Origin of the sequence: Catellatospora vulcania (genome assembly GCF_009720385.1) — a bacterium.
GTDB lineage: Bacteria > Actinomycetota > Actinomycetes > Mycobacteriales > Micromonosporaceae > Catellatospora > Catellatospora vulcania.
This window is the reverse complement of the sequence record NZ_WARX01000001.1, coordinates 521967-546515: the sequence shown is the minus strand read 5'-3', so window position 1 is coordinate 546515 and position 24549 is coordinate 521967. Positions and strand designations below refer to the sequence as shown.

Annotated in this window: 19 protein-coding genes and 1 pseudogene; 6 read left to right on the top strand and 14 right to left on the bottom strand. The window is 73.2% G+C overall.

What is annotated here, in order from left to right; translation table 11 throughout:
• Positions 1–6: 6 nt before the first annotated feature.
• On the bottom strand, positions 7–1074 hold the full coding sequence (hemE, locus tag F6W97_RS21675) for a uroporphyrinogen decarboxylase (RefSeq protein WP_155372253.1): 1068 nt from the start codon (positions 1072–1074) through the stop codon (positions 7–9).
• Positions 1075–1178: 104 nt separating this feature from the next.
• Here hemE and F6W97_RS21670 point away from each other — a divergent pair, with 104 nt between their 5' ends.
• Positions 1179–1751, top strand: coding sequence for a DUF3000 domain-containing protein (locus tag F6W97_RS21670; RefSeq protein ID WP_155372252.1), 573 nt, complete (start codon positions 1179–1181; stop codon positions 1749–1751).
• Between the two features lie 120 nt (positions 1752–1871).
• Here the strand turns inward: F6W97_RS21670 and F6W97_RS21665 are convergent, their stop codons facing one another.
• Entirely contained in the window at positions 1872–2759 is an 888-nt protein-coding gene (locus tag F6W97_RS21665) for a hypothetical protein (protein WP_155372251.1), read from the bottom strand.
• A gap of 50 nt (positions 2760–2809) precedes the next feature.
• The gene (locus tag F6W97_RS21660) at positions 2810–4039 is read right to left on the bottom strand and encodes a trypsin-like peptidase domain-containing protein (protein WP_230686860.1); all 1230 of its coding nucleotides are present in this window, start codon (positions 4037–4039) and stop codon (positions 2810–2812) included.
• 196 nt (positions 4040–4235) lie between these two features.
• Here F6W97_RS21660 and F6W97_RS21655 point away from each other — a divergent pair.
• The 3 genes and pseudogenes from F6W97_RS21655 to F6W97_RS21645 all read left to right on the top strand — a co-directional run.
• A pseudogene (locus tag F6W97_RS21655) lies at positions 4236–5522 on the top strand (ribonuclease D); the annotation flags it as partial.
• 296 nt (positions 5523–5818) lie between these two features.
• Positions 5819–7015 (top strand): thiolase family protein, encoded by a 1197-nt coding sequence (locus F6W97_RS21650; protein ID WP_155372249.1) that lies wholly within the window; start codon positions 5819–5821, stop codon positions 7013–7015.
• On the top strand, positions 7012–9039 hold the full coding sequence (locus F6W97_RS21645) for a 3-hydroxyacyl-CoA dehydrogenase NAD-binding domain-containing protein (protein ID WP_155372248.1): 2028 nt from the start codon (positions 7012–7014) through the stop codon (positions 9037–9039). The genes F6W97_RS21650 and F6W97_RS21645 overlap by 4 nt, the downstream gene beginning before the upstream one ends.
• A 26-nt stretch (positions 9040–9065) precedes the next feature.
• Here the strand turns inward: F6W97_RS21645 and F6W97_RS21640 are convergent, their stop codons facing one another.
• The 4 genes from F6W97_RS21640 to F6W97_RS21625 are packed head-to-tail and all read right to left on the bottom strand — an operon-like array spanning position 9066 to position 11489.
• Positions 9066–9266 carry a hypothetical protein gene (locus tag F6W97_RS21640; RefSeq protein ID WP_155372247.1) on the bottom strand — a complete coding sequence of 67 codons (201 nt, stop codon included), beginning with the start codon at positions 9264–9266 and terminating at the stop codon, positions 9066–9068.
• Positions 9263–9652: a VOC family protein gene (locus tag F6W97_RS21635; protein WP_155372246.1), complete on the bottom strand. Its 390-nt coding sequence runs from the start codon at positions 9650–9652 to the stop codon at positions 9263–9265. Before F6W97_RS21635 ends, F6W97_RS21640 begins: the two co-directional genes overlap by 4 nt.
• On the bottom strand, positions 9649–10791 hold the full coding sequence (locus F6W97_RS21630) for a sensor histidine kinase (RefSeq protein WP_155373029.1): 1143 nt from the start codon (positions 10789–10791) through the stop codon (positions 9649–9651). Before F6W97_RS21630 ends, F6W97_RS21635 begins: the two co-directional genes overlap by 4 nt.
• Before the next feature lie 17 nt (positions 10792–10808).
• Positions 10809–11489 carry a response regulator transcription factor gene (locus F6W97_RS21625; protein WP_120318659.1) on the bottom strand — a complete coding sequence of 227 codons (681 nt, stop codon included), beginning with the start codon at positions 11487–11489 and terminating at the stop codon, positions 10809–10811.
• 152 nt (positions 11490–11641) lie between these two features.
• Here F6W97_RS21625 and F6W97_RS21620 point away from each other — a divergent pair, with 152 nt between their 5' ends.
• Entirely contained in the window at positions 11642–12889 is a 1248-nt protein-coding gene (locus F6W97_RS21620; RefSeq protein ID WP_155372245.1) for a C39 family peptidase, read from the top strand.
• 74 nt (positions 12890–12963) lie between these two features.
• Here F6W97_RS21620 and F6W97_RS21615 read toward each other — a convergent pair whose 3' ends face one another.
• The 7 genes from F6W97_RS21615 to F6W97_RS21585 all read right to left on the bottom strand — a co-directional run bounded on the left by F6W97_RS21615 (position 12964) and on the right by F6W97_RS21585 (position 23706).
• Complete coding sequence (locus tag F6W97_RS21615; protein WP_196279258.1) at positions 12964–14250, bottom strand: outer membrane protein assembly factor BamB family protein; 1287 nt, start codon at positions 14248–14250, stop codon at positions 12964–12966.
• Positions 14251–14272: 22 nt separating this feature from the next.
• Positions 14273–15550 carry an outer membrane protein assembly factor BamB family protein gene (locus tag F6W97_RS21610; RefSeq protein WP_155372243.1) on the bottom strand — a complete coding sequence of 426 codons (1278 nt, stop codon included), beginning with the start codon at positions 15548–15550 and terminating at the stop codon, positions 14273–14275.
• A complete protein-coding gene (locus tag F6W97_RS21605; RefSeq protein ID WP_155372242.1) occupies positions 15547–16857 on the bottom strand; it encodes a hypothetical protein in 1311 nt (436 codons plus the stop codon). Before F6W97_RS21605 ends, F6W97_RS21610 begins: the two co-directional genes overlap by 4 nt.
• Positions 16854–18155, bottom strand: coding sequence for a hypothetical protein (locus tag F6W97_RS21600; RefSeq protein ID WP_155372241.1), 1302 nt, complete (start codon positions 18153–18155; stop codon positions 16854–16856). The genes F6W97_RS21605 and F6W97_RS21600 overlap by 4 nt, the downstream gene beginning before the upstream one ends.
• Positions 18156–18312: 157 nt before the next feature.
• A complete protein-coding gene (dxs, locus tag F6W97_RS21595) occupies positions 18313–20250 on the bottom strand; it encodes a 1-deoxy-D-xylulose-5-phosphate synthase (protein ID WP_155372240.1) in 1938 nt (645 codons plus the stop codon).
• A gap of 244 nt (positions 20251–20494) precedes the next feature.
• Complete coding sequence (locus F6W97_RS21590; protein WP_155372239.1) at positions 20495–21700, bottom strand: class I SAM-dependent RNA methyltransferase; 1206 nt, start codon at positions 21698–21700, stop codon at positions 20495–20497.
• Entirely contained in the window at positions 21700–23706 is a 2007-nt protein-coding gene (locus F6W97_RS21585) for an APC family permease (RefSeq protein ID WP_196279257.1), read from the bottom strand. The genes F6W97_RS21590 and F6W97_RS21585 overlap by 1 nt, the downstream gene beginning before the upstream one ends.
• Positions 23707–23885: 179 nt before the next feature.
• Between F6W97_RS21585 and F6W97_RS21580 the strand changes: the two genes are divergently transcribed.
• Positions 23886–24548 (top strand): potassium channel family protein, encoded by a 663-nt coding sequence (locus F6W97_RS21580; RefSeq protein WP_155372237.1) that lies wholly within the window; start codon positions 23886–23888, stop codon positions 24546–24548.
• The last annotated feature ends 1 nt before the right edge of the window (position 24549 follow it).

Genomic DNA, 24549 nt, shown 5'->3' with positions numbered 1-24549 from the left:
GCCCGCTCATCGGGCGCTGAGCGTGTGCACCAGCTCCACGACGCGGGTGAGCACGGTGGGGTCGGTCTCGGGGAGCACGCCGTGCCCGAGGTTGAACACGTGCCCGGGGGCGGTGCGGCCCTCGGCGAGCACCCGGCGCACCTCGCGCTCGACGACCTCCCACGGCGCGAACAGCACCGCCGGGTCGAGGTTGCCCTGCACCGGGCGCCCCGGCACGAGCTTGGCGGCCTGGTCCAGCGGGGTGCGCCAGTCGACGCCGACCACGTCCGCGCCCGCCTCGGCCATCGCGGGCAGCAGCAGGCCGGTGCCGACGCCGAAGTGGATGCGCGGCAGCCCGGCGTCGGCCAGGCCCGCCAGCACCTTGCGCGAGTGCGGTTGCACGTACTGGCGGTAGTCCGCTTCGGACAGCGCGCCGACCCAGGAGTCGAACAGCTGCACCGCGCTGACGCCCGCCGCGATCTGCACCTTGAGGAAGGTCAGCGTGATGTCGGCCAGGCGGTCCAGCAGCGCGTGCCACAGCTGCGGATCGCCGTACATCATGGCCTTGGTCTTGGTGTGGTTGCGCGACGGGCCGCCCTCGACCAGGTAGCTGGCCAGCGTGAAAGGCGCGCCGGCGAAGCCGATCAGCGGCTTGTCGAGCAGCTCCGCGGTGAGCATCCGGACCGCTTCGTCCACGTAGGACACGGCGGCCGGGTCCAGCGGGCGCACCCGGTCCAGGTCGGCGAGCGTGCGGACCGGCTCGGCGACGACCGGGCCGGTGCCGGCCACGATGTCCAGGTCCACCCCGGCCGCGTCCAGCGGCACCATGATGTCGCTGAAGAAGATGGCCGCGTCCACGCCGTGGCGGCGCACCGGCTGCAGGGTGATCTCGGTGACCAGGTCGGGCTGCCGGCAGGACTCCAGCATGCGGACCCCGGCCCGCAGCGCGCGGTACTCCGGCAGCGAACGCCCCGCCTGCCGCATGAACCACACCGGCGTATGCGGCACGGACTGCCCGCGACTCGCCCGGACGAATGCGGAGCCCGCCGTGCGGCCCGCGGGACTGGTGTCAGTAACGCTGCTCATCAAAGCCATCGTGCCACCGGTCAGATAACGATCTCCGAACGGGTGGGGCTGATGTGAGCCGTATCGGCGCGCCGAACCACCACAACGGTCCCGACGCCCCCTAGGGTACGGCTATGGCGCTCACGACGGCACTCCCCGAGACGTTCACGCGCGCCGTCACCGCGCTGCGTGCCGCCCACCCCCGGAGCGAGATAGCGCTGGAAGAGGTGCCGGCGCCCAGCCGGCTCGCCCCGTACGCCTTCGCCCTCGGCGCGACCGTGCTGCGCCGCGGCGAGGAGGTCACCACCGGGCGGCTCATCCTGCTGCACGACCCGGCCGGCCACGAGGCGTGGGAGGGCGACACCCGGCTCGTCACGTACGTCACCGCGGAACTGGAGCCGGAGCTGGCCACCGACCCGCTGCTGCCCCAGGTGGGCTGGAGCTGGCTGGTGGACGCGCTCGACGCGCACAGCTCCGGATACGCCGCGATCGGCGGCACGGTGACGCAGACCATCTCCAGCCGCTTCGGCGCGCTGGCGGCCGACGGGCCGGCGACCACGGACCTGGAGCTGCGCGCTTCCTGGACACCGCTGGACCTGGACCTCGAGGGCCATGTCGCGGCCTGGTGCGCGCTGCTCGCCTCGACCGCGGGCCTGCCGCCGGTCGGCGTGTCCGCGCTGCCGCTGCGCCGCACCGAACAGCACTGACCCGGTGTCGCCGGCAGGCGACCCGACGACGACCAGGGGCGGCCGGAGCACCGGCCGCCCCTGTCAGCTGTTCACCCGGTCACGCGCCCGTGCGCGGACCGTCCCACCCGTGGCGGAGCGTCAGAGGTAGGCCTTGCAGGCCTTGTCCAGCGCCTTCGCGCGCGCCTCGGTCGGCGAGCTGAAGAACGCGTCGAGCTTGTCGAGGCAGGTCACCATCGCCTTGTTCTCGTTCTGCACGCCCTCGAGGTCCTGCTTGGACTTCTCCAGCTCGTCCTTGGTGGTCTCCAGCTGGGACTTGCCCGAGGCGATCTCGCTGTCCTTGGACTTGATGCTCTTGTCCCGCTCGTCGACCTGCTGGGTCAGCGTCGTCCTGGTGTCGGCGAGCTCACCCGACTTCAGCACGAACAGCGTGGTCATCACGCCGGCGACCAGCACGAGCACGCCGGTGGCGATCGCCAGCAGCAGCGTGGCCTTGGACTTCTTGACCGGCGCCGGCACGGGCGCGGTCGGGTAGCCGTAGCCCGAGGTCGGGTACGCCGACACCGGCACCGCCGACACCGGGTAGCCCTCCGGCTGCGCCGGGATCGCGGCGTAGCCGGCCGGGTAGCCGGCGGGCTGCGCGGCGGCCGGGTAACCGGCGACCGGCTGCGGGGCCGTGGCCGGGTAACCCGCGACCGGCTGCGGCGCGGCGGCCGGGTAACCCGCGACGGGCTGCGGCGCGGTCGCCGGGTAACCGGCGGTCGGCTGCGCGGGAACAGCGGGGTAACCGGCGGTCGGCTGCGCGGGGACGGCCGGGTAACCGGCGGTCGGCTGCGCGGGAGTGGCCGGGTAACCGGCGGTCGGCTGCGCGGCGGCGGGGTACGCGGCGGCTGCCGGAGCGGCGGGGTAGACCGGGGCGGGCGCGGCCGCGACGGGCTCCGTGGCAGGAGCGGCCTCCGGCAGAACGGGCGCCTGCGCGGGCAACGCCGTCGTAGGAGCCTCGTCGGCCGGGGACGCGGGGTGGGTCATATCTGTTTCCTCCGTGATGGTCGTGCGTGCCGAACCGAAGGGGGTTCCGGTCAGCAGATGGTGAAGAGCTTGCAGGCGTCCGCGATCGGGATGGCCAGGCCGAGGCCCTCGGCGTTGAGGTATCCGGCGACGGTGATGCCGACCACCTGCTGCTGGCCGTTGATCACCGGCCCGCCGGAGTTGCCGGGGTTGATGGCGGCGTCGAACTGCACCATCGGGCCCTCCTCGTATCCGGACTCCCGGATGGCGCTGACGACACCGCTGGTGACGGTGTCGGTGAGGCCCAGCGGGGCGCCCACCGCGATGATCTGCTGACCGGGCTTCGCGGGCGTCTTGGCGACCGTGAGACCGGTGAACTTCGCCGTGGTGTGCAGATGCGCCACATCACGGAGCTTGTTGACGCCGACGATCTTCGCATCGAACCGCTTGCCGTCACGCGTGATTTTCACGGTGCGGCCGCCGTCCTTGTACAGCGCCTCGACCACGTGGAAGTTGGTGAACAGGTTGGTGCCGCCGTCGGAGGCCTTCGGCCCGACCGCGAACGCGGTGCCCGAGAAGGGGCCCGCATCCACCCGGAAGACGCTGGGCAGCACGGCCGCGGCGAGCTTCTCCACATTGAAGGCCCCACCGACCTCCTTCTCCAGCGCGCCGAGCCGCGACTCGGCCTCCTCCAGCCGGCCGGCGTCCGCGCGCTGGAGGTCGGACAGGCGCTGGTCGGCACCGGCCAGCGCCTCGCTCAGGTCGCCGATCCGCACGTTCTGCCAGGCCACCAGACCGATCAGCACGGCCAGCAGCACGGCGAGCACCGTGTTGAAGCGCAGGATCCGGCGCAGGCGGCCCTGCCGCGCGGGTCCGCCGGGCGACACCGGCAGGGCCGAGGCCGGGTGCGGAGGCAGCGGGTACGCCATCGGCACGGGCGGCACCGCCTGCGCGGGCCACGGCTGCGGCGGGTGCCCGACGGTGGCGGGCGGGAACGGGCCGGGCGCCGGGGCCGGCGGGAACGGGCCGGGCACGGGGCCGGCCTGGTACGGACCCGCGGGCACCGCGCCGGGGTGGCCCGCCGGGGCGGGCGGGTATGCGCCCGGGGCGTGCGCCGGACCGGGCTGTGCCGGGATGTGCTGCGCCGGAACCTGCGGCGGGACCGGGTGCGCCGGGAACTGCTGCGGCGGCAGCGGGTGCGCCGGGCCCGGCTGCGCCGGAATCAGGGCGCCCGGGTGCGGTGCGGGCACGCCCTGCGGGACAGCGCCCTGGGACGTGTCGGGCTGAGGGCTCGTGCTCATGTGTTCCTCCCCGTGCGACCGATCATGCGCGGATCGGCTGGCACACCATACTGGGTGCTGTCGACTCACATCACCCCCGATCGAGGCCGCTTTCGCACGCCGTTCACAGGTTTGTCACATCTGTCCCACCGGTCACCGACGCGCCATACCCGGGGTGCTGCCGTCATCGCCGACCGGCTGGCCGTACGGTGTGACCATGACCGACGAGGACGCACCACTGCGCCGTCGGACCCGCCATCGCACGCCGACGGGCGACGGCGCGCCGGACGGATCACCGAACGGCGGTGGGCCGACGCTGCTGACCGAGCCGGCTGACGGCACCCCTGAACCGGTGGTCTCCCCGGCGGAGTTCGCCGAGGTCGTGGCCAGATTCGCCGCGGGCACCGGCCCGGTCGCCGTGGACGCCGAGCGGGCCTCCGGCTTCCGGTACAGCCAGCGGGCGTACCTGGTCCAGCTGCGCCGCCGCGGGGCCGGCACGGCACTCATCGACCCGGTGCCGCTGGGTGATCTGTCCGCCTTGGACGAGGCGCTGGCCGACACCGAGTGGGTGCTGCACGCCGCGAGTCAGGATCTGCCGTGCCTGGCCGAAGTGGGCCTGCGGCCGCGGCGGTTGTTCGACACGGAATTGGCCGCCCGCCTGGCCGACTTCGAGCGGGTCGGCCTGGCCGCGCTGACCGAACAGCTACTGGGACGCACCCTGGAGAAGCATCACTCTGCCGCGGACTGGTCCACCCGTCCACTCCCCCAGGACTGGCTGACCTACGCCGCGCTGGACGTGGAGCTGCTCGTGGAGCTGCGCGACGCGCTCGCCGACGAACTCGACCGCCAGGGCAAGACGGCCTGGGCCGCGCAGGAGTTCGCCGCGCTGGTCGCCAACGGCGCCCGCCCGCCCAGGCAGCGGACCGATCCGTGGCGGCGCACCTCGGGCATGCACCGGGTGCGCGGGGCGCGTGCCCAGTCGCGGGTGCGCGCGCTGTGGTACGCCCGGGACACCATCGCGATCCGCCGGGACACCGCGCCCGGTCGGGTGCTGCCCGACGCCGCGATCGTCGCGGCCGCGGAGATGAACCCCAAGACCGAGCGCGAGCTGCTGCTGCTGCCGGGCTTCGGGGGCCGGTCGGTGCGCCGCCTGGCGCCGACCTGGCTGGAGGCGCTCGACGAGGCCCGCGCCCTGCCCGACGACGCCCTGCCGACCACCCCGGTGTTCGACGGGCCGCCCCCGCCGCACCGGTGGGCCGACAAGGATCCCGAGGCCGCCGCGCGGCTGGCCCGCTGCCGTGAGGTCGTCACCAAGACCGCCGAGCAGCACCACCTGCCGCCGGAGAATCTGATCACGCCGGAGTTCATCCGGCGGATGGCCTGGGAGCCGCCCGCCGACCCCGACGCGGCCACGGTCACCAAGGTGCTCAGTGAGCTCGGCGCCCGCGCGTGGCAGTGCGGGCTGCTGGCCGAGGAGCTGGCGCAGGCGCTGGTCGCCGTGCCCGCGGAGGCCGATCCTGCGCGGGGCGCGACTGCGGAGGGCGCGACTGCGGAGGCTGAGCCTGCTGGAGCCGCGCCCGCGGAGGCCGAGCCGGACGGTTCGTCCGCGGAACCGTCCGGGCCGCAGGGCAAGCCGGACGGCGCGGACACCTGATCCGGGCGTGTCCCGCGCGACGGCGTTTGCCGCCAGGCAGATGAGGGAGCGGACTGCTGTGAGTCAAGCCACAGCAGTTCCCTTCACCGGACTAGTTACTCGCGAGTAGCATCCGGGGCAGCTCCCTATCTGCAAGGAGGCAGACCGTGCCCCGTGAAGTCCGCGACGTCGTCTTCGTCGACGGCGTGCGCACCCCGTTCGGCAAGGCGAACGGAGGCATCTACGCGAACACCCGCGCCGACGATCTCGTCGTGCGCTGCATCCGCGAGCTGCTGCGCCGCAACCCTCAGCTGCCGCCGGAGCGCGTCGACGAGGTGGCCATCGCCGCCACCACCCAGATCGGCGACCAGGGCCTGACCATCGGCCGCACCGCCGCCCTGCTGGCCGGCCTGCCCAAGACGGTCCCCGGTTTCGCGATCGACCGCATGTGCGCGGGCGCGATGACGGCCGTCACGACCGTCGCCTCCGGCATCGCGGTCGGCGCGTACGACGTCGCGATCGCGGGCGGGGTCGAGCACATGGGCCGCCACCCGATGGGCGAGGGTGTCGACCCGAACCCGCGCTTCCTCGCCGAGCGCATCGTCGACCCGTCCGCGCTGGTCATGGGCGCGACCGCGGAGAACCTGCACGACCGGCTGCCGCACCTGACCAAGCAGCGGGCCGACGCATTCGGCCTGGCCAGCCAGCAGAAGACCGCGGCCGCGTACGCCGCCGGCAAGCTGCAGGGCGACCTGGTCACCGTGGCCACCCGCGACCCGGAGACCGGCTGGGGCCTGGCCACCGCCGACGAGGCGCCGCGCGAGACCACGCTGGAGAAGCTGGCCGGGCTGAAGACCCCGTTCCGCCCGCACGGCAAGGTCACCGCGGGCAACGCGGCGGGCCTCAACGACGGCGCGACGAGCTGCCTGCTGGCCGCCGAGGACACCGCCCGCGAGCTGGGCCTGCCCATCGCGATGCGGCTGGTCTCCTACGGCTTCGTGGGCGTCGAGCCCGAGGTGATGGGCGTCGGCCCGATCCCGTCGACCGAGCGGGCGCTGCGCCTGGGCGGGCTGACCATCGACGACATCGGCCTGTTCGAGCTGAACGAGGCGTTCGCGGTGCAGGTGCTGGCGTTCCTCGACCACTTCGGCATCGCCGACGACGACCCGCGGGTCAACCCGTGGGGCGGTGCGATCGCCGTGGGCCACCCGCTGGCCTCCTCCGGCGTACGGCTGATGACGCAGCTGGCACGCCAGTTCGCCGAGCACCCCGAGGTGCGTTACGGCCTGACCGCCATGTGCATCGGCATCGGCATGGGCGGCACTGTGATCTGGGAGAACCCGAACTGGGAAGGTGCGAAGTGAGCGAGATCGTCACCCACGCCAAGCTGCGGCTGGTCGCCGTACCCGGGCTGGACCGGCCCGCCGCGCTGATCACCCTGGACAACGGGCTGGACCACACCAAGCCCAATACGTTCGGCCCCGGCGGCCTGACCTCGCTGTCGCAGGCGATCGACGAGGCGCACGCAGCCCAGCCGTCGTTCATCGCGGTCACCGGCAAGCCGTACATCTTCTGCGTCGGCGCGGACCTCACTGGCTTCTCCGCGATGACCTCGCGCGAGCAGGTCGTGCAGATCGGCCGGCTGGGCCACGCCACCTTCGCGAAGCTGCGCGAGAGCAGCGTGCCGACGTTCGCCTTCGTGAACGGCGCGGCGATGGGCGGCGGCCTGGAAGTGGCGCTGCACTGCCACTACCGGACCCTGTCCACCGGCGCGGCCGCCCTCGCCCTGCCCGAGGTCTCGCTGGGCCTCATCCCCGGCTGGGGCGGCTCGCAGGTGCTGCCGAACCTGATCGGCATCGTGCCGGCGGCCCAGGTCGTCGTGCAGAACCCGCTCATGATGAACAAGATGCTCAAGCCGAAGCAGGCCTTCGAGATGGGCGTCGCCGACGCCCTGCTGGAGCCGGCCGACTTCCTGGAGCGCTCGCTGGAGTGGGCCGCCGGCGTCGTCAACGGCACCGTCACGGTGAACCGGGCCGAGGTGGACCGCTCGGAGATGTGGGACGCGGTCGTCGGCTTCGCCCGCGGCGAGCTGGACAAGCGCCTGCACGGTGCGGTCCCGGCCGCCTCTAAGGCGCTGGACCTGCTGCTGCTGGCCAAGAACGGCGTCACCGCCGAGGGCATCGAGACCGAGATCCAGGCCCTGGCCGACCTCGCCGTGACCCCGGAGCTGCGCAGCGGCCTGTACGCCTTCGACCTGGTGCAGCGCCGGGCCAAGCGCCCCGCGGGCGCGCCGGACAAGTCGCTGGCCCGCAAGATCACGAAGGTCGGCGTCGTCGGCGCGGGCCTGATGGCCTCGCAGCTGGCGCTGCTGTTCGCCAAGCGCCTTGAGGTGCCGGTCGTGCTGACCGACCTCGACCAGGCCCGGGTCGACAAGGGCGTGGGCTACGTGCACGCCGAGATCGACAAGGCCGTGTCCAAGGGCCGCATGTCGGTGGGCACCGCGGCCAAGCTGCGCGGCCTGGTCAGCGGATCGGTCGACAAGACCGTGTTCGCCGACGCCGACCTCGTCATCGAGGCCGTGTTCGAGGAGCTGTCGGTCAAGAAGGCGGTCTGGGCAGAGCTGGAGCAGATCGTCAAGCCGGAGACGGTGCTGGCCACCAACACCTCCTCGCTGTCGGTCACCGCGATGGCCGCCGACCTGGCACACCCCGAGCGGGTGGTGGGCTTCCACTTCTTCAACCCGGTCGCGATGATGCCGCTGCTGGAGATCGTCCGGGGCGAGGCCACCGACGACGCCACGCTGGCCACCGCGTTCGCCGTCGGCAGGCAGCTGAAGAAGAGCTGCGTGCTGGTCAAGGACGCCCCGGCGTTCGTGGTCAACCGGATCCTGACCCGATTCCTGGGCGAGATCTGGAACGCCGTCGACGCGGGCACCCCGCTCAAGACCGCCGACCGCGCGCTGGACCCGCTGGGCCTGCCGATGCGCCCGATGGCGCTGCTGGCCCTGGTCGGCCCGGCCGTCGCCGCGCACGTGGGCGGCACCCTGCACGAGGCGTTCCCGGACCGCTTCTCGGCCAGCCCGAATCTGGTCGCGATCGCCAAGTCGGGCCTGCCGCTGCTCGTCGACGAGCGGCTCAACCCGGAGGTGGAGGCGCTGCTCGTGCAGGGCGACGCGCCGCTTACCGGCGAGCAGGTCCGGGAGAAGGCGCTGGCCGCGCTCGCGCAGGAGATCCGGCTGATGCTGGACGAGGGTGTGGTGGCCGAGGCCGCCGACATCGACCTGTGCATGATCCTGGGCGCCGGCTGGCCGTTCCACCTGGGCGGCATCACCCCGTACCTGGACCGCGCCGGCGTCTCCGAGGCCGTCACCGGCCGCCGGTTCGCCTAACGGGCAGCGATGATCGCTGTTTCGTGTCAGATTGTGGAGTCGGACCCGACTTCCTGACCCGAAACAGCGATCATCGTCGGTTCAGGGACGGATTCGCGGCGATCGTGCCGCCGCTCCGGCGAACCGGCCGGCAGCGGCTGCGCAGATCGGTAGTGCTCCTCGGGCTCGGCGATGATCGGGATATCCGCCGTTTCCTTGAGCAGTGCCCGCAACCGTTCCGTGGTCACACGGCGGCGGTGGTGCGTTCGGCGGCGGAGCGTTCGACGCAGAACTCGTTGCCCTCGGGGTCGGCCATGACCGCCCAGCCGGTGCCGTCGGGGTTGCGCAGGTCGTTGACCAGCCTCGCGCCGAGGGCGAGCAGCCGCTCGACCTCCTCGTCGCGGGTGCAGTCGCTCGGCTGCAGGTCCAGGTGCAGCCGATTCTTGGTGCTCTTGCCCTCCGGCACGGCGATGAACAGCATGCTCGGCCCGTCGTCGGGTGACATCACCAGCGCCGCCGTGTCGTCGGGCTTGTCGTCGGGGTGCCTCGGGTTGCCGGTGACCTCGCTCCAGAAGCCCGCCAGCGTGTAGGGGTCGGTGCAGTCCACGGTGAGGTGCCGGATGAGGGAGGTCATTTCACCGATGCTAGAGGCAGCGCGATGGTGACCTCCATACCTCCACCGGGCAGTGCCACCGCGCCGACCGTACCGCCGTGGGCGACGCAGACCGCGCGCACGATGGACAGCCCCAGGCCGGAGCCCCGGGCGCCGGTGCGCTCGCGGCCGCCGCGGCGGAACGGCTCGAACAGGCCGGGCACGTCGGACTGGTCCACCTTGAAGCCCGTGTTGCCGACCATCAGCCGGGCGTACTCGCCGTCGTGGCGGCTCTCCACCCAGATGTGCCCGCCCAGGTGGTTGTAGCGCACCGCGTTCTCGATGAGGTTGCCCGCCAGCCGGTCCAGCAGGCTCGGGTCGCCGATGACCGGGGCCGGGTGCAGCTGGGTGTCGACCGCGATCTTGATGCGGCGCACCTCGTGCTCCATCGCCGACAGCGCGCCCAGCACGCCCGCACCGAGGTCCACCGGTTCGTTGCGCAGCCCGGTGCGGCCCTCGCTGCGGGCCAGCATCAGCAGCGCGTCGACGAGGGCGTTGGCCCGCTCGGACGCGTCGCGCACCACGGTCGCCATCCGCTTCAGCTCCGGGGTGTCGACCGCCGGGTCGGACAGCGTCACGTCGATCTCGGTGCGCATCACCGCCAGCGGGGTGCGCAGCTCGTGCGAGGCGTTGGCGACGAAGCGCTGCTGCGCGGTGAAGGCAGCCCCGAGCCGGTCCAGCATCGCGTCGAAGGTGTCGGCCAGTTCGGCCACCTCGTCGTCCGCCCCGGTGTAGCGGATGCGCTGGTCGAGGGTCTCCCCGCCGAGCTTGCGGGCGGTCGCGGTGACGTGGTGCAGCGGGCGCAGGGCGCGGCCGACGACGGCGTACGCCCCGAGGATGCCGACGATGCTGATCGCCAGCACGGCGACCAGGCCCTTGACGGTCAGCTCGGTGCGCGCGGCGGACAGCACCGACTCCTGCCACGCCCGCGCGTCGAGCTGCTGCCCGTCCGCCATCCGGACCATGGTGCCCGGGGCCAGGTCGTCGGCGGGATGCAGCACGGCGTTGACCACCAGCCAGGCGACCAGCATCAGCAGGACCCCCGCGCCGACCAGCAGCACCCCGTTGAGCAGGGTGAGCCGCAGGCGCAGGGTGGGCCGCAGCCCGCGGCGGGCGGGCACGCGCACCGGCCGGGAGATCACGCGGCACCGTCCTGCGCCGCCGACGGGATGCGGTAGCCGGCGCCGACCAGCGTCTCGATGAGCGCGGGCTGGCCGATCTTCATCCGCAGCGTGCGCATGGTGACCCGCACTATGGTCGTGAACGGGTCGGTGTTGGCGTCCCAGACGCGCTCCAGCAGCTCCTCGGTGGAGACCACGCCGCCGCGGGCCCGCAGCAGCTCCTCCAGTACGCCGAACTCCTTGTTGGTCAGGTCGATCAGCACGCCGCCCCGGGTCACCGAGCGCTTGGCCGGGTCGAGTTCGAGGTCGCCGGCGCGCAGCACGGGCGGGGTGACCGGGGTCGCCCGGCGGCCCAGCGCCTGCACCCGCGCCACCAGCTCGTCGAAGGCGAACGGCTTGGGCAGGTAGTCGTCCGCGCCCAGGCGCAGGCCCTCCACCCGCTCGGCGACGCTGCCGCTGGCGGTCAGCATCAGCACCCGGGTCAGCGCCCCGGAGCCGACCAGCGCCGCGCACAGCTGGTCGCCGTGCATGCCGGGCAGGTCACGGTCCAGCACCACCACGTCGTACCGGGTGACGAAGGCCATCTCGTGGCCCACGCTGCCGTCGTAGGCCACGTCCACGGCCAGCCCGTGCCGGCGCAGCCCCCGGGCGATCGCATCGGCCAAGTGCCGCTCGTCCTCCACCACCAGCACCCGCACGTCTCCGCCTCTCTGCCGACCGCCTACCATCGCCAGTCGGCGAGCGTGTCTGCCACGAAGATAGAGCCCCCGGGCCATTGCAAAAAATCTTCGCGTATAGAAATCTCATCGCAGAGATTCGCCATCGGTCGGGCGACGCACGGGAGGCACCGATGAACGGACGCGAAGCGCTGCCCGCAGCCCCGGCCGGGAGCCGGCTCACCGCGGATGCCGGGCAGCCGTCCGCCGGTCGTGACATAGCCTTCCGCCGCTGGGACTCGCCACAGCGCTGGGCGGAGGGCGCCGGCAGCGGCGTCTTCGCCGGCACCGCGGGTCTCGCCTTCACCGCCGCGACCGGGACGCTGTCGCGCACCGACCCGGCCACCGGTTTGCGCACGGACTACGAGTCCGCGGTCTGGACCGGCCCGGAGACGGCTGTCGGCTTCGCCGCCACCGAGGTGATCCCGTCCTGGACCGCCGACACCCCCGGCGGCAGCTTCGTCCGCATCGAGCTGAGCGGCATGACGGCGGCGGGCACCACCACGAAGTGGTTCCAGCTCGGCGACTGGGCCGCCGACGACACCGCCCTGCAACGCACCTCCGTACGCGGCCAGGGCGACGCGGACGGGACCGTGCACGCCGACGCCTACGCCGCGGCCGACGGGCGCGCCCTGACCACCTGGCGGCTGCGGGCGACGCTGCTGCGGCCGGTCGGCAGCACCGATGCGCCGGTGCTGCGTACCCTCGGCGCGGTCGCCTCCGCGCTGCCCGCGCCCGGCGGGCTCGCACCGAGCGTCCCGCTCGCGGCACAGGGCCTGGTGCTCGACGTGCCGCCCTACTCGCAGCAGCTCCACAAGGGCGAGCACCCGCAGTGGGACAACGGCGGCGAGGCCTGGTGCAGCCCGACCTCGACCTCGATGGTGCTGGCCTACTGGGGGGCCGGCCCGTCCCCGGCCGACTACGCCTGGGTCGAGCCGGGCCACACCGACCCGTGGGTCGACTTCGCCGCCCGGCACACCTACGACCATGGCTTCTCCGGCTGCGGCAACTGGCCCTTCAACACCGCCTACGCCGGCCGGTTCGGGCTGCGCGCCTTCGTCACCCGGCTGCGCTCGCTGAACGAGGCGGAGCGGTTCATCGCCGCCGGCATCCCGCTGATCGTGTCGGCGTCGTACCGCAAGGGCCAGATCCCCGGGCTGGACTACGACACCAAGGGCCACCTGGTGGCGCTGGTCGGGTTCACCGCCGACGGCGACCCGGTGCTCAACGACCCGAACTCGCCGAGCAACGCGCAGGTGCGCAAACCCGTCGGCCGGGCCGAGTGGGAGTCGGCCTGGCTCGACACCAGCCGCGGCGTGGTCTACGTGATCCACCCGGCGTCCGTGCCGCTGCCCACCCCGCCAGGCCAGGCCAACTGGTGACGGCCGGCCGCCGAGCCGCTGCCCACCCCGCCGGGCCAGGCCAACCGGTGACGGCCGGGCGGCGCGCCGGCGGGTCAGCCCGCTATGCGGTAGAGGTCCAGGCCGACCAGTGACTGGCAGACCAGCGTCGCGCCGCCCAGCCAGCACCGGTCCAGGGTGATCCCGCCGATGCCGACCAGCCGGACCCGCTCCGGCCGGGCCAGGTCCACCATCCCGAACCAGGTCCGGTCCCCGTCGGTCCGGGTCACCACCAGCCTGCTGCCGTCGGCCCCGGCCGGCGTCCAGCCGTCGAGCCGCAACAGCAGGTCGCCGGTCGCGACGTCGCGCAGAGCCCCGGCCAGCGGGCGGTCATCGGTGCCGGTCAGCACCCGGCCCGGCCCGAGCGGCGTGAATCCGCCGACCCGGCCCTGCCAGCGCACCGCGCCGTCGGCGGAGTCGAGCAGCCAGACCTCGTCGGCGGCGCTGGCGCAGACCAGCGGCGCGCATTCGGTCAGGTAGACGTGGCGGCTGCCGAACGATGGCGCGACGTCCCACGCGGTCTCCAGCGCCGGCAGCCGCAGCGCCGCGACCCGGCGCCGCCCGTCCCGCTCGTAGGCCGCCACCACCAGGCCGCCGACCACCTGCACGGCGGCCGTCTGCGCGGGCATCTCGTGCAGCGGGCCCAGCGCGCCGTCGAGGCCGACCAGCCGGACCCGGTCCCGGTCGTCGTCCTCGACCAGCACCATCCCCGCCAGCTGCCCGTCCGCCAGGTACGGGGCCAGCCAGTACGAGTTGTCGAGGGTGTGCCGCCACAGCGGACGTCCGGTCCGCACGTCCCAGCCGCCGTACCAGTCGACCGGGGGCGACATGCCGACCAGCGCGACGGTCTGGCCGCCCGCCCGGGGCGCGACGCCCACCAGGTAGGCGTGCTCCTGCCACAGCCGCGCTCCGGTGGCCGCGTCCAGCGCGTACGTGGTCCACGCGTCGGACGGCGCGGCGCTGTCCAGCACCGAGACCAGCAGCGTCCCGCCGACCTGCCGGGCCTCGTGCACCTCGGTGGAGCGGCCGTCCAGCCGCACCCGCCAGCGCTCCGCCCCGTCGGCGTTCCCGACGGCGACCAGGTCCCGCGTGGTCTCGCCGCGGTGCACCACCAGCACCAGCTCACCGGCGAACACGACGGGCGCGGCGAGCGGCGCGGTGAGCTGGGTGACCCACCGCAGCGGCGCGGGCGGCACCGGAGCGGATCCGGCGCAGGCCAGCAGCGCGGCGAGCACGACGGTCAGCAGCGCCGCGACCCGTCGGCCGGTCCGGGACAGCCGCGGTCCGTCGTCGGCGTCCTCGGCGGTCCCGCGCGGGTCACCGAGGTCGATGAGCACGGTCACCCTGCCTCCCCGCCGGGCCGGATCAGTCGCGGAGCCGCCAGAGGATCGCCTGGTCGCCCTCCCGCGTGCAGACAAGGGTCCGCTGCTCGAACGCACACCGTCGCACATCACCGGGCAGCTGCGCCAGGATCTCCAGGCCGTCCGGGCCGAGCCGCGCGACCTGCAGCACGGTCCCGTGCTCGACGAGCCGCACCAGCACCTCGATCCGCGTCTGCTGCCACAGCACCTCCCAGCCCGCGACGTCGATCACGCGCCCCGAGCCCAGGTCGATCACGGTGTGCGGGCGTGGGCCGAGCCCACCGTCCAGGTCCCGGTCCAGCGCGAAAACCATCAGGTGGGACTCCCTGGCCAGGTACTCCTCCGCGCGCAGCCGGTGCGCCACCGCGCCGGTCGCCCGGTCGATCACCTCGAGCCCGGCGACCGGCTCGGTCACCTGTACACATCGGAACAGCAGGCCGCAGTCGACGCTCCGCGCGTCCTGGCCGGGTCTGGGCACCGCCGCCAGCGTCGTGCCGTCAAACCAGGCCGTCTGGGGGTCCTCCCCGGCGGTGTACTGCACGGCGAGCTCGCCGTCGACGGCCCATACCGATTCGACCATGGCGGGCACCTGCACCGTGCCGGCGTGCAGCACCCGGCCGTCACGCAGGCCGTAGGCCGTCACCTCCCCGGCCGGGCTCACCGTCCAGGCCCGGCCGCCCGCGGCGTCGTACGCGCTGTTCGCCGCGTCCGGCATGGTCCACAGCCGGGCCCCGGTCCGCAGATCGTTGACGTGGACGACGGGTGCCCCGTCCGGCCCGAGGAGCGCGTTCATCGTGTACACGACGTCGCCGTTGGGCTGCAGCAGTTCGTCCGAGCGCCACAGCTGCTGCCCGGTCGCCAGGTCCAGCGCGACGGACAGCGGCCGGTCCCCGTCGAGCTGGGTGACCACGGCGATCCCCGGCACCGCCGGTGAGACCCCTACGGTGCTCAGGTCCGGTGTGTCCGGCAGCTCAACGCTCCATCGCGGCGTGCCGTCGCCCAGTTCGTACGCGGTGAGCCGCCCCTGCCCCCGCAACAGCACCGCGTCACCCACGAAGGACAGGTCGGCGCGCTCCGTGTCGGCCACCGGCACCCGCGTGAGTTCGACCAGCCGCACCGGCACCGGCGCCGCGCCGCCGAGCGCCAGCAGCAGGACCGCGACGAGCACCGGCGCGGCCACGCGCGGGAACCGGCGCGGCCGACCGGGCTCGGGCAGCGGATCCCGCCAGCCACCGCCCAGTTCGATCATGGCTGCGTCCTGTCCCCCGGTGGCGATGTTCACGGCCGCTCCTGTCCGGTACGCCAGATGACGACTTCGCCGCCCGTGGTCGTGCAGATCGCCGCCCGCGGCACGGACGCGCACTGCACCAGCCCGTACGGCACCCGGCCGAGCGGGCGCAGCCCCTCGCCGGTCAGCTCGCCGAGATGGGTGGCGAACGGGTCCTGATCCTCGTGGCCGAGCAGGCGTGCCACCTGGCCGGTCGTGGACAGGATCCGCCAGCCCGCCACGTCGGTGCGCGGCCGACCGCCGACCGGCTCCAGGCGGGCGCGCAGCGTGCTCCCGGGCTCACCGCCGTCGCCCTCGAACAGCAGCAGCCCGGCGGCACTGCCGACGTGCTGCGGGCCGTCCAGGGGGCGGATCGGCGCACCGGTCGCGGTGTCGATCAGGTACTTCGGGCTCTCGTCGTACGGGTAGGCGCAGGACGTCCCTGCGCCGCAGTCGGTCTCCCAGGGCCATCGGTTGTCCGCGCTCACCACGGCCAGGCCGTCCCGGGCGTACCACGTCGCCCCGGTGCGCTCCTCGAACCCGTTCCCGTCGAACCGGTACCCGACGATCCCTACCGCGTCGCGGCTGGCCAGCACGGCCACCCGAGTCCCGGCCGGCACCGGCACCCGGGCGCTGCGGCGCACCGTGCCCGTGCCGAGGTCGTGCTCGACCAGCCGTCCGTCCGTCGTCAGCTCCCACAGCGCCGACCCCCAGCGGTCCACCACGAACGACCTGGCCACCGCCACGCGCCAGCGCAGCGCGAAGGTCGCCGGGTCGTGCACCGCGACGACCGGGTGCCGCGCATCCCCGGCGTAGCTGAGCAGCACGTCCCCGAGCTGTTCCAGATAGGCCTGCGTGCGCCAGCGCACCTGCCCGGTGAGCCGGTCCACGGCCACCGCGTCGGTGAACTGCGGCACGGACGACGTGCTCTCCGGCTGGTCGAATCCCATCAGGACGAGGTCACCGGCGTCGTGGATCCAGCTGGTCGAGCCGGGCATGCGCCAGCGTCGCCGGCCGTCGGCCGCGTCGTACGCCGTGACCTCGCCCGGGGTGTGCACCAGGAGCGTGTCGGTCCCGGCCGTGGAGAGCATCAGCACCTGCAACGCGGACCAGCGGGCCAGCTCGGTCAACCGGGGCTGCGGCCGGGGCGCGTCGCCGATCACCGCGGTCGCGAGCAGCACACCGCATACCACCAGGGCGGCGAGCACGGCCGGTCCGCGGCGCGCGGCCGGCCGGCCCGGCTGCGGGACCGGGTCGTCGGCCCAGCCGTCACCGAGGTCGATCACGGCGGCGTCCGACGGGCCCGGCCCGGTCGCCGTCATCGGTGCTCCCGGGCGATCCGCAGCACCACGATGTCGCCCGCCATAGTGGCGCAGACCAGGGTCCGCCCGGCCGCCGTGCACTCCCGCAGCAGGTGCGGCACGGCGTCGAGCCGCACCGCCTCCCGCTCGGTCAGCTCGGCCAGGTAGGTGAGCTTGCGCGGCACGTCGTAATGGGCGAGCACGCGCACCAGGCCGTCGCTCATGCCGAGCACCCGCCAGCCCTTCAGCTCCGTCCGCAGGTAGCCGGTCCGCGGGTCCAGCACGGCCTGCACGGTCGGCAGGCTGAAGTCGGTCCCGCCCTCCTGGCCGAGCTGCAGCAGGCCGAGGGGGCTGCCCATCAGCCGGCCCTCGGGGGCGGTGCGCAGGGTGACCCCGGTGGCCGGGTCGACCAGGAACACCTGATCGCCGCCGAGCGTGTGGGCGCATGACAGGCCGCGGCCGCAGTCCTGCTCCCAGGCCCACTGGCCGGCCCCGCTGACCCCGGTGAGGCCGGCGACCTCGTACCAGAGCGTCTTGCTGTCGTCGCGCCAGTCACCGTTGCCGAACGCGGTGATGCCCACCGTGCCACGGCCGATGGTCAGGTTCAGGTTCCGGCCCGTGTCGGGCAGCAGCACCCGGACGGTACGGCGCACGACCCCCGTCTCCAGATCATGCTCGACCAGCCCGCCGTCCGGGGCGATGCGCCACAGCGCCGACCGCTGCTCGTCGGCCGCCCAGGCGAGCGAGGCCGGCAGCTTCCAGCGCAACCGGTTGGTGGCGGTGTCGCGGAACTCCACGTCCTGCATCAGCACGGCGGGCAGGTAGGAGACCATGACGCCGCCGCGCACCTCCACCTGGCGGTCGCTGCTCCAGCGCCGCTGCCCGGTCGCCCGGTCCACGGCGACGGCCCACTCGGGCTTCTCCCCGGCCGGCTCGTTCATCGCGTCGCCGCGGAACAGCACCACCAGGTCGTCGTACGCGACCGCGTGCACCAGCGCGGCACCGGGCACGGACCACAGCTCACGCCAGCCGTCGGGGTCGTAGGCGACGGCACGCTGGTTCTCGAACACCATGACGAGGCCGGCGTCGACCACCCATGCGGTGCCGGTCGACGAGGGGAGGACGGCCAGGGTGGACACCCCGGGCTGCGGCAGCCGCTCCGCCGCGGTCACGCCGGTCAGCACGGCCGCCAAGGCGAGGCCCGCCACCAGCCGCCGTCCCCAGCGCGACACGCCCAGCGGCACGGCGGGCTCGTCCGGCTCGTCGGCGGGCAGCACCCCGAGGTCGATGACCCCGACGCCGTCCGGCTCACGCACCACGCCAGCACCACCTCAACCGTCGGTCCGCGGGTCCGCCGCTCCGCCGGGCGGCGGCCGCCCGGCGCGACCCGCGGGGCTTCGCGTGCTCAGACGCGCCGGAGCCGCCGACGGGTTGTCGTCGGCGGCTCCGGCGGCAGTGCTTGTCGCGCGGTCGTGGTCAGCCGCGCACCGAGCTCGCCAGCGGCGACGGCGCGGCGGGGGTCACCGCGGCGGCCCACTTGGTGACCCGCTCGGTGATCTCCGGGACGGTGAGCCCGATCTCGGCGAGGATCTCGGCGCGGGTGCCGTGGTCGATCCACGTCGAGGGCACGCCCAGGTCGCGCAGCGGCACGTCCACCTCGTTGTCACGCAGCAGCTTGGAGACCGCGTCGCCGACACCGCCGGCCCGTACGCCGTCCTCCAGCGTCACCACCAGCTTGTGCTCGCGGGCCAGCGGCACCAGGTCCACCGGGGCGGGGCGCACCCAGCGCGGGTCGACCACGGTCACCCCGTAGCCGCGCTCGGCGAGCTTCGCGGCGACCTGCACCGACAGGTGCGCGAACGCGCCGACCGACACCAGCAGCACGTCCTTGCGCTCGGCCTCGGCCAGCACGTCCAGGCCGCCCAGGCCGTCCGAGCCGCCGACGCGCCGCAGCGCGGGCAGCGCCGCGGGCACCGAGCCGGTCGGGAAGCGCACGATGGTCGGGCCGTCGTCGACGCCGATCGCCTCGCGCAGCTCCTCGCGCAGCGTCTCCGCGTCGCGCGGGGCGGCGATGCGCAGGCCCGGCACCACGCCGAACACCGACATGTCCCAGATGCCGTAGTGGCTCGGGCCGTCGGGGCCGGTGATGCCGGCCCGGTCCAGCACGAACGTGACCGGCAGCTTGTGCAGCGCCACGTCCAGCAGGACCTGGTCGAAGGCGCGGTTGAGGAACGTCGCGTAGATGGCGACCACGGGGTGCAGCCCGGCCAGGGCCAGGCCCGCCGCCGAGGTGGTCGCGTGCTGCTCGGCGATGCCCACGTCGTACGCCCGGCCCGGGTACGCCGCGGCGAGCTTGTCGATGCCGGTGGACTCGGGCATCGCGGCGGTGATGCCGACGACGTCGGGCCGCTCGCCGGCGATCTCGACCAGCTCCTCGGCGAACACCTTGGTCCACTTGAGACTGGGCGCGGCCAGCAGCCGGCCGGTCTCCGGGTCGAACGCGCTGGGCGCGTGGAACCGGTCGGCCTCGTCGTTGAGGGCCGGCTGGTAGCCGTAGCCCTTGGCGGTGACCGCGTGCACGATGACCGGGCCGCCGAAGCGGCGGGCGCGGCCCAGCGCGGACTCGATGGCGGCCTGGTCGTGCCCGTCGACCGGCCCGATGTACTTCAGGCCCAGGTCCTCGAACATCGCCTGCGGGGCGACCGCGTCCTTGATGCCCTTCTTGACCGCGTGCAGCGCGTCGAACAGCGGCTTGCCGACCAGCGGGGTCTTCTCCAGCGCGTCCTTGACCAGGTCCAGGACCTTCTCGTAGCCCGGGTTCAGGCGCAGCGTGGCGAGGTGGTCGGCGAGCCCGCCGATGGTCGGCGCGTAGGAGCGGCCGTTGTCGTTGACGATGATCACCAGCGGGTTGTCCGTGGCGGCGATGTTGTTCAGCGCCTCCCAGCACATGCCGCCGGTCAGCGCGCCGTCACCGACGACCGCGACCACGTGGCGCTTCTCGCCGCGCAGCGCGTAGCCCTTGGCGATGCCGTCGGCCCAGGACAGCGCGGTCGAGGCGTGGCAGTTCTCGACCAGGTCGTGCTCGCTCTCGGCCTGGTTCGGGTAGCCGGTGAGGCCGCCGCGCTGGCGGAGCTGGTCGAAGCCGTCCATCCGGCCGGTGACCATCTTGTGCACGTACGCCTGGTGGCCCGTGTCGAAGATGAAGCGGTCGGCCGGCGAGTCGAAGACCCGGTGCATGGCCAGGGTGAGTTCCACCACACCGAGGTTCGGGCCGATGTGCCCGCCGGTGCGCGCGACCTTGGCGATCAGGAAGTCGCGGATCTCGGCCGCCAGGCCGGTCAGCTGCTCCGGGGACAGGGTCTTGAGGTCCTGCGGCCCCTTCACGGAACCCAGCAGGGTCGCACCCTCGTTCATACCTTCTCCTCGCTGCGCTGGTCGGCGACATGAACGGCGCAGAACGTCACGACTTGCTCGCTTCGCCTGCTCATGCCTTCGCCTCGCTCTCGCCGGCGTTCCGCACGGCACTCCGGTGGGGGTGCCCTACGTTCCGCTTACCCATGTCGGGGAAGTCTATCGGCAGCACGCACGGCCGCTCACCGGCTCGCCACCCCTTCACGAGACCTTCACTCACCCCTGCTCGCCGTGGCGCCGCCCGCGGTCACCCGCGCGGGGCCAGCAGCGCCACGCACTCCACGTGGTGGGTCTGCGGGAAGCAGTCGTACGCCCGCAGTGCCCGCAACTCCCAGCCTTGCTCGCCGAAGGTGCGCACGTCACGGCCGAGCGCGGCCGGGTCGCAGGCGACGTAGGCGACGGCACGCGGGCCGGCCGCCGTGATCGCCTTGACCACCGCGGCCCCGGCCCCGGTGCGCGGCGGGTCCAGCACCACCACATCGGGGTGCGGCAGCCGCTCCTTGGGCCGCCGGTCGCGGTGCAGCGCCCGTTCCACTGTCATGTCCACGACGCGCACCGGCAGGGCCGCCAGGTTGCCCCGGGCCGCCACGACGCCGTCGCGCGCCGACTCGACCACGGTCACCGCGCCGGTGACCCCGACCCGGTCGGCCAGCGCCGCGGCGAACAGCCCCGCGCCGCCGTACAGGTCCCAGGCGTGCTCGCCGGGCCGCGGGTCCAGCAACTCCAGCACCGCCTGCACCAGGGTGTCCGCCGAGGCGGGATGGACCTGCCAGAACCCGCCCGCGGAGATGGTGAAGTCGTGCCCGGCGGCCCGCTCGACGATCTGCTGCGGCGGATCCTGGACCAGCTGCGCCGGGCCGGTGGACGGCTTGACCACGTCGATCAGGTCGGTGTCCGGCCAGCGCCGGTCCAGCACGTCCAGCGCCTGGATCTCCGGGTGCGCGATCCGGCAGCGGCTGATCGCCACCACCTCGTTCGAGCGGTGCTTGAGCAGCCCCGGACGGCCCAACGCGTCCGCGCGGTAGCGGACCCGGGTGCGCCAGCCCTCGTCCCCGCCGGGCAGCGCCGCGACCGTGACACCCAGCGCGTCGACCTCGGCGGCGTCCAGCCTGCCCAGCCGGACGAGCTGCTCGCGCACCACGGCCGCCTTCCACTCCCGCTGCGCCGGGGACGCGACATGCTGCAGGTCGCAACCACCACAACCATTGGCATGGGCGTACGGGCAGCGCGGCGTGATCCGGTCGGCGGACGCCTCGATCACCTCGACGCAGTCGCCGCGCAGGTACGCCTTGTGCAACTCGGTGATCTCCACGATCACCCGCTCGCCGGGCAGCGCGTGCCGCACGAAGATCACCTGACCCTCGTGCCGGGCCACGCAGTGCCCGCCGTGCGCGATCGGCCCGACGGTCACCTCGACCTTGTCGCCCTCGTACAGCTCCGTCACGGCGGTCATCAGGAGTCCTCCCCCGCACGCGGGCCGCGGGCCGGCGAGCGGACCAGGGACCGGTCGATCCGGTCCAGGTCGGTGCTGTTCGTCGAGGCGAGCTGCCACGGCACGCTGGTGACCATGACGCCCGGCTCGTACAGCAGCCGGCCCTTGATCCGCAGCGCGGACTGGTTGTGCAGGATGTGCTCCCACCAGCGGCCCACCACGTACTCGGGGATGTAGACCGTCACCACGTCGCGCGGCGAGGCCCGGCGCAGCGACTTCACGTACTCGATGATGGGCCGGCTGATCTCCCGGTAGGGCGAGTCGACCACGGTCAGCGGGGTGTTGATGCCGCGGCGCTCCCACTCGGCCTGGATGGCCCGGGTGTCCGCGACGTCGACGTTGACGGTCAGCGCGGTCAGCGTGTCCGGCCGGGTCGCCTTCGCGTACGCCAGCGCCCGCATGGTCGGCAGGTGCAGCTTGCTGACCAGCACGATCGCGTGGTTGCGGGCCGGCAGCACCGGCCGCTCCTCCGACGGCACCAGCTCACGGGCGACCGTGTCGTAATGCTTGCGGATGCCCACCATGATCGCGTAGATGACCGCCATCGCCGCGATCGAGATCCACGCGCCGTGGGTGAACTTCGTCGCCAGCACCAGGATCAGCACGAAGCCGGTCAGCACCGCGCCGAACCCGTTGATCAGACGGGCCCGCATCATCCGGCGCCGCGCCGCCTGGTCGCGCTCGGTGCGCAGCAGCCGGTTCCAGTGCCGCAGCATGCCGATCTGCGACAGCGTGAACGACACGAACACGCCGACGATGTAGAGCTGGATCAACCGGGTGGTCTCCGCCTGGAACGCGATGACCAGCACCGCCGCGAAGAAGGCCAGCAGCAGGATGCCGTTGGAGAAGGCCAGCCGGTCGCCCCGGGTGTGCAGCTGGCGCGGCAGGTAGCGGTCCTGCGCCAGGATCGAGCCCAGCACCGGGAAGCCGTTGAACGCGGTGTTCGCGGCCAGCACCAGGATGAGCGCGGTCATCGCGATGACCAGGTAGAAGCCCGGCGGGAAGTGGTCGAAGATGGTCTGCGCCAGCTGCGCGGTGACCGTCGGCTGCACGTAGTTCGGGGCGACGCCCACGATCTGCTCGGCCGGGTCCTCGACGTACTGCAGGCCGGTCTTGAGGCTCAGCGCCACGATCGAGACCAGCATGATGATCGACAGCAGGCCGAGCATCAGCAGCGTGGTCGCGGCGTTCTTGCTCTTGGGCGGCTTGAACGCGGGCACGCCGTTGGAGATGGCCTCGACGCCCGTCAGCGCCGCACAACCCGAGGAGAACGCGCGCACCAGCAGGAAGGCGAAGGCGAAGCTCGTGCCGACCTGCAGGCCGTGCTCGGGCAGGATGGTCAGACCCGCGCTCGGGGCCTGCAGGTCCTCGCCCAGCACGAAGATCCGGATCACGCCCCAGCCGATCAGGCCGAGCATGGCGAGCATGAACAGGTAGGTCGGGATGGCGAACATGAAGCCCGACTCGCGCAGGCCGCGCAGATTGAGGGCGGCGAGCAGCGCGATCAGCAGCACCGCGGTGATCACCTCGTGCCGGCCGATCAGCGGGATCGCGGCCCCGAGGTTCTCCACGCCCGACGAGATCGACACGGCCACCGTTAGCACGTAGTCCACCAGCAGCGCGCTGGCCACGGCGAGTCCCGACTTGGAGCCCAGGTTGACCGTGGCGACCTCGTAGTCGCCGCCGCCCGAAGGGTAGGCATGCACGTTCTGCCGGTAACTGGCGACGACGGTCAGCATCACCACCACGACCGCCAGCGCCACCCACGGGGAGTACGCGTAGGCGGCCGCGCCCGCGATCGACAGGGTCAGCAGGATCTCGCCCGGCGCGTAGGCGACGCTGGACAGCGCGTCGGAAGCGAAGATCGGTAGTGCGATGCGCTTGGGCAGCAGGGTGTGCTGCAGTCGGTCGGAACGGAACGGCCTGCCGAGCAGGAGGCGCTTCAGCAGGGAGGTAGGTCTCGCCACATGTGGGAGCCTACGACGCCCCGGCGCGAACACACGTGGCACTCTGATGTCGCGCGCCGTACGCGCGCATGGCAGGCTGGGCGAAGGTGGGGAGTCCCCGTGCGCCGTTCGGCGTCCGCACGCCGGGACGAGCCGCTTTCGCGGGGGCCGGGACGACGGCATTGTCGGGAGGGCATGACGTGCACGTTGTGATCATGGGGTGCGGCCGGGTCGGCTCGACGCTGGCGCACAGCCTGGAGGCGCGCGGCCACTCCGTCTCGATCATCGATCAGGACGCCGACGCCTTCCGGCGGCTCTCCCCCGATTTCGCGGGCACCACCGTCACCGGCGTCGGCTTCGACCGCGAGGTGCTCATCCAGGCCGGTGTCGAACGCGCCGACGCCTTCGCCGCGGTCTCCAGCGGTGACAACTCCAACATCATCTCCGCCCGGCTGGCGCGCGAGACGTTCGGCGTGCAGCGCGTCGTGGCCCGCATCTACGACCAGCGCCGCGCCGAGGTGTACGAGCGGCTGGGCATCCCCACCGTCGCGACCGTGCGCTGGACCGCCGACCGCATCGTGCGGCACCTGGTGCCCGAGGGCGCCACCGAGCTCTACCGCGACCCCACCAGCACCGTCGCCATCATCGAGATCCCGGTGAACCCCGCCTGGATCGGCCATCCGCTGCACACGCTGGAGGACGCGACCGGCACCCGGACCGCCTTCCTCATGCGCTTCGGCCTGGGCACGCTGACCACGGCCTCCACCGTGCTGCAGGACGGCGACCAGGTCTTCATGCTCGTCACCGACGACATCGCGGAAACCGTCACCAAGATCGCTGCCGCGCCGCCGGCCGCGGCCTAGG

Bases quoted from the DNA above. Each gene is read 5' to 3' on its own strand.
- F6W97_RS21620 (WP_155372245.1), top strand. From the start codon at position 11,642: ATGAACGGACGCGAAGCGCTGCCCGCAGCCCCGGCCGGGAGCCGGCTC.
- dxs (WP_155372240.1), bottom strand. From the start codon at position 20,250: ATGAACGAGGGTGCGACCCTGCTGGGTTCCGTGAAGGGGCCGCAGGAC.
- F6W97_RS21660 (WP_230686860.1), bottom strand. From the start codon at position 4,039: ATGAGCACGAGCCCTCAGCCCGACACGTCCCAGGGCGCTGTCCCGCAG.
- F6W97_RS21590 (WP_155372239.1), bottom strand. From the start codon at position 21,700: ATGACCGCCGTGACGGAGCTGTACGAGGGCGACAAGGTCGAGGTGACC.
- F6W97_RS21635 (WP_155372246.1), bottom strand. From the start codon at position 9,652: ATGACCTCCCTCATCCGGCACCTCACCGTGGACTGCACCGACCCCTAC.
- F6W97_RS21605 (WP_155372242.1), bottom strand. From the start codon at position 16,857: ATGACGGCGACCGGGCCGGGCCCGTCGGACGCCGCCGTGATCGACCTC.
- F6W97_RS21670 (WP_155372252.1), top strand. From the start codon at position 1,179: ATGGCGCTCACGACGGCACTCCCCGAGACGTTCACGCGCGCCGTCACC.
- F6W97_RS21665 (WP_155372251.1), bottom strand. From the start codon at position 2,759: ATGACCCACCCCGCGTCCCCGGCCGACGAGGCTCCTACGACGGCGTTG.
- hemE (WP_155372253.1), bottom strand. From the start codon at position 1,074: ATGGCTTTGATGAGCAGCGTTACTGACACCAGTCCCGCGGGCCGCACG.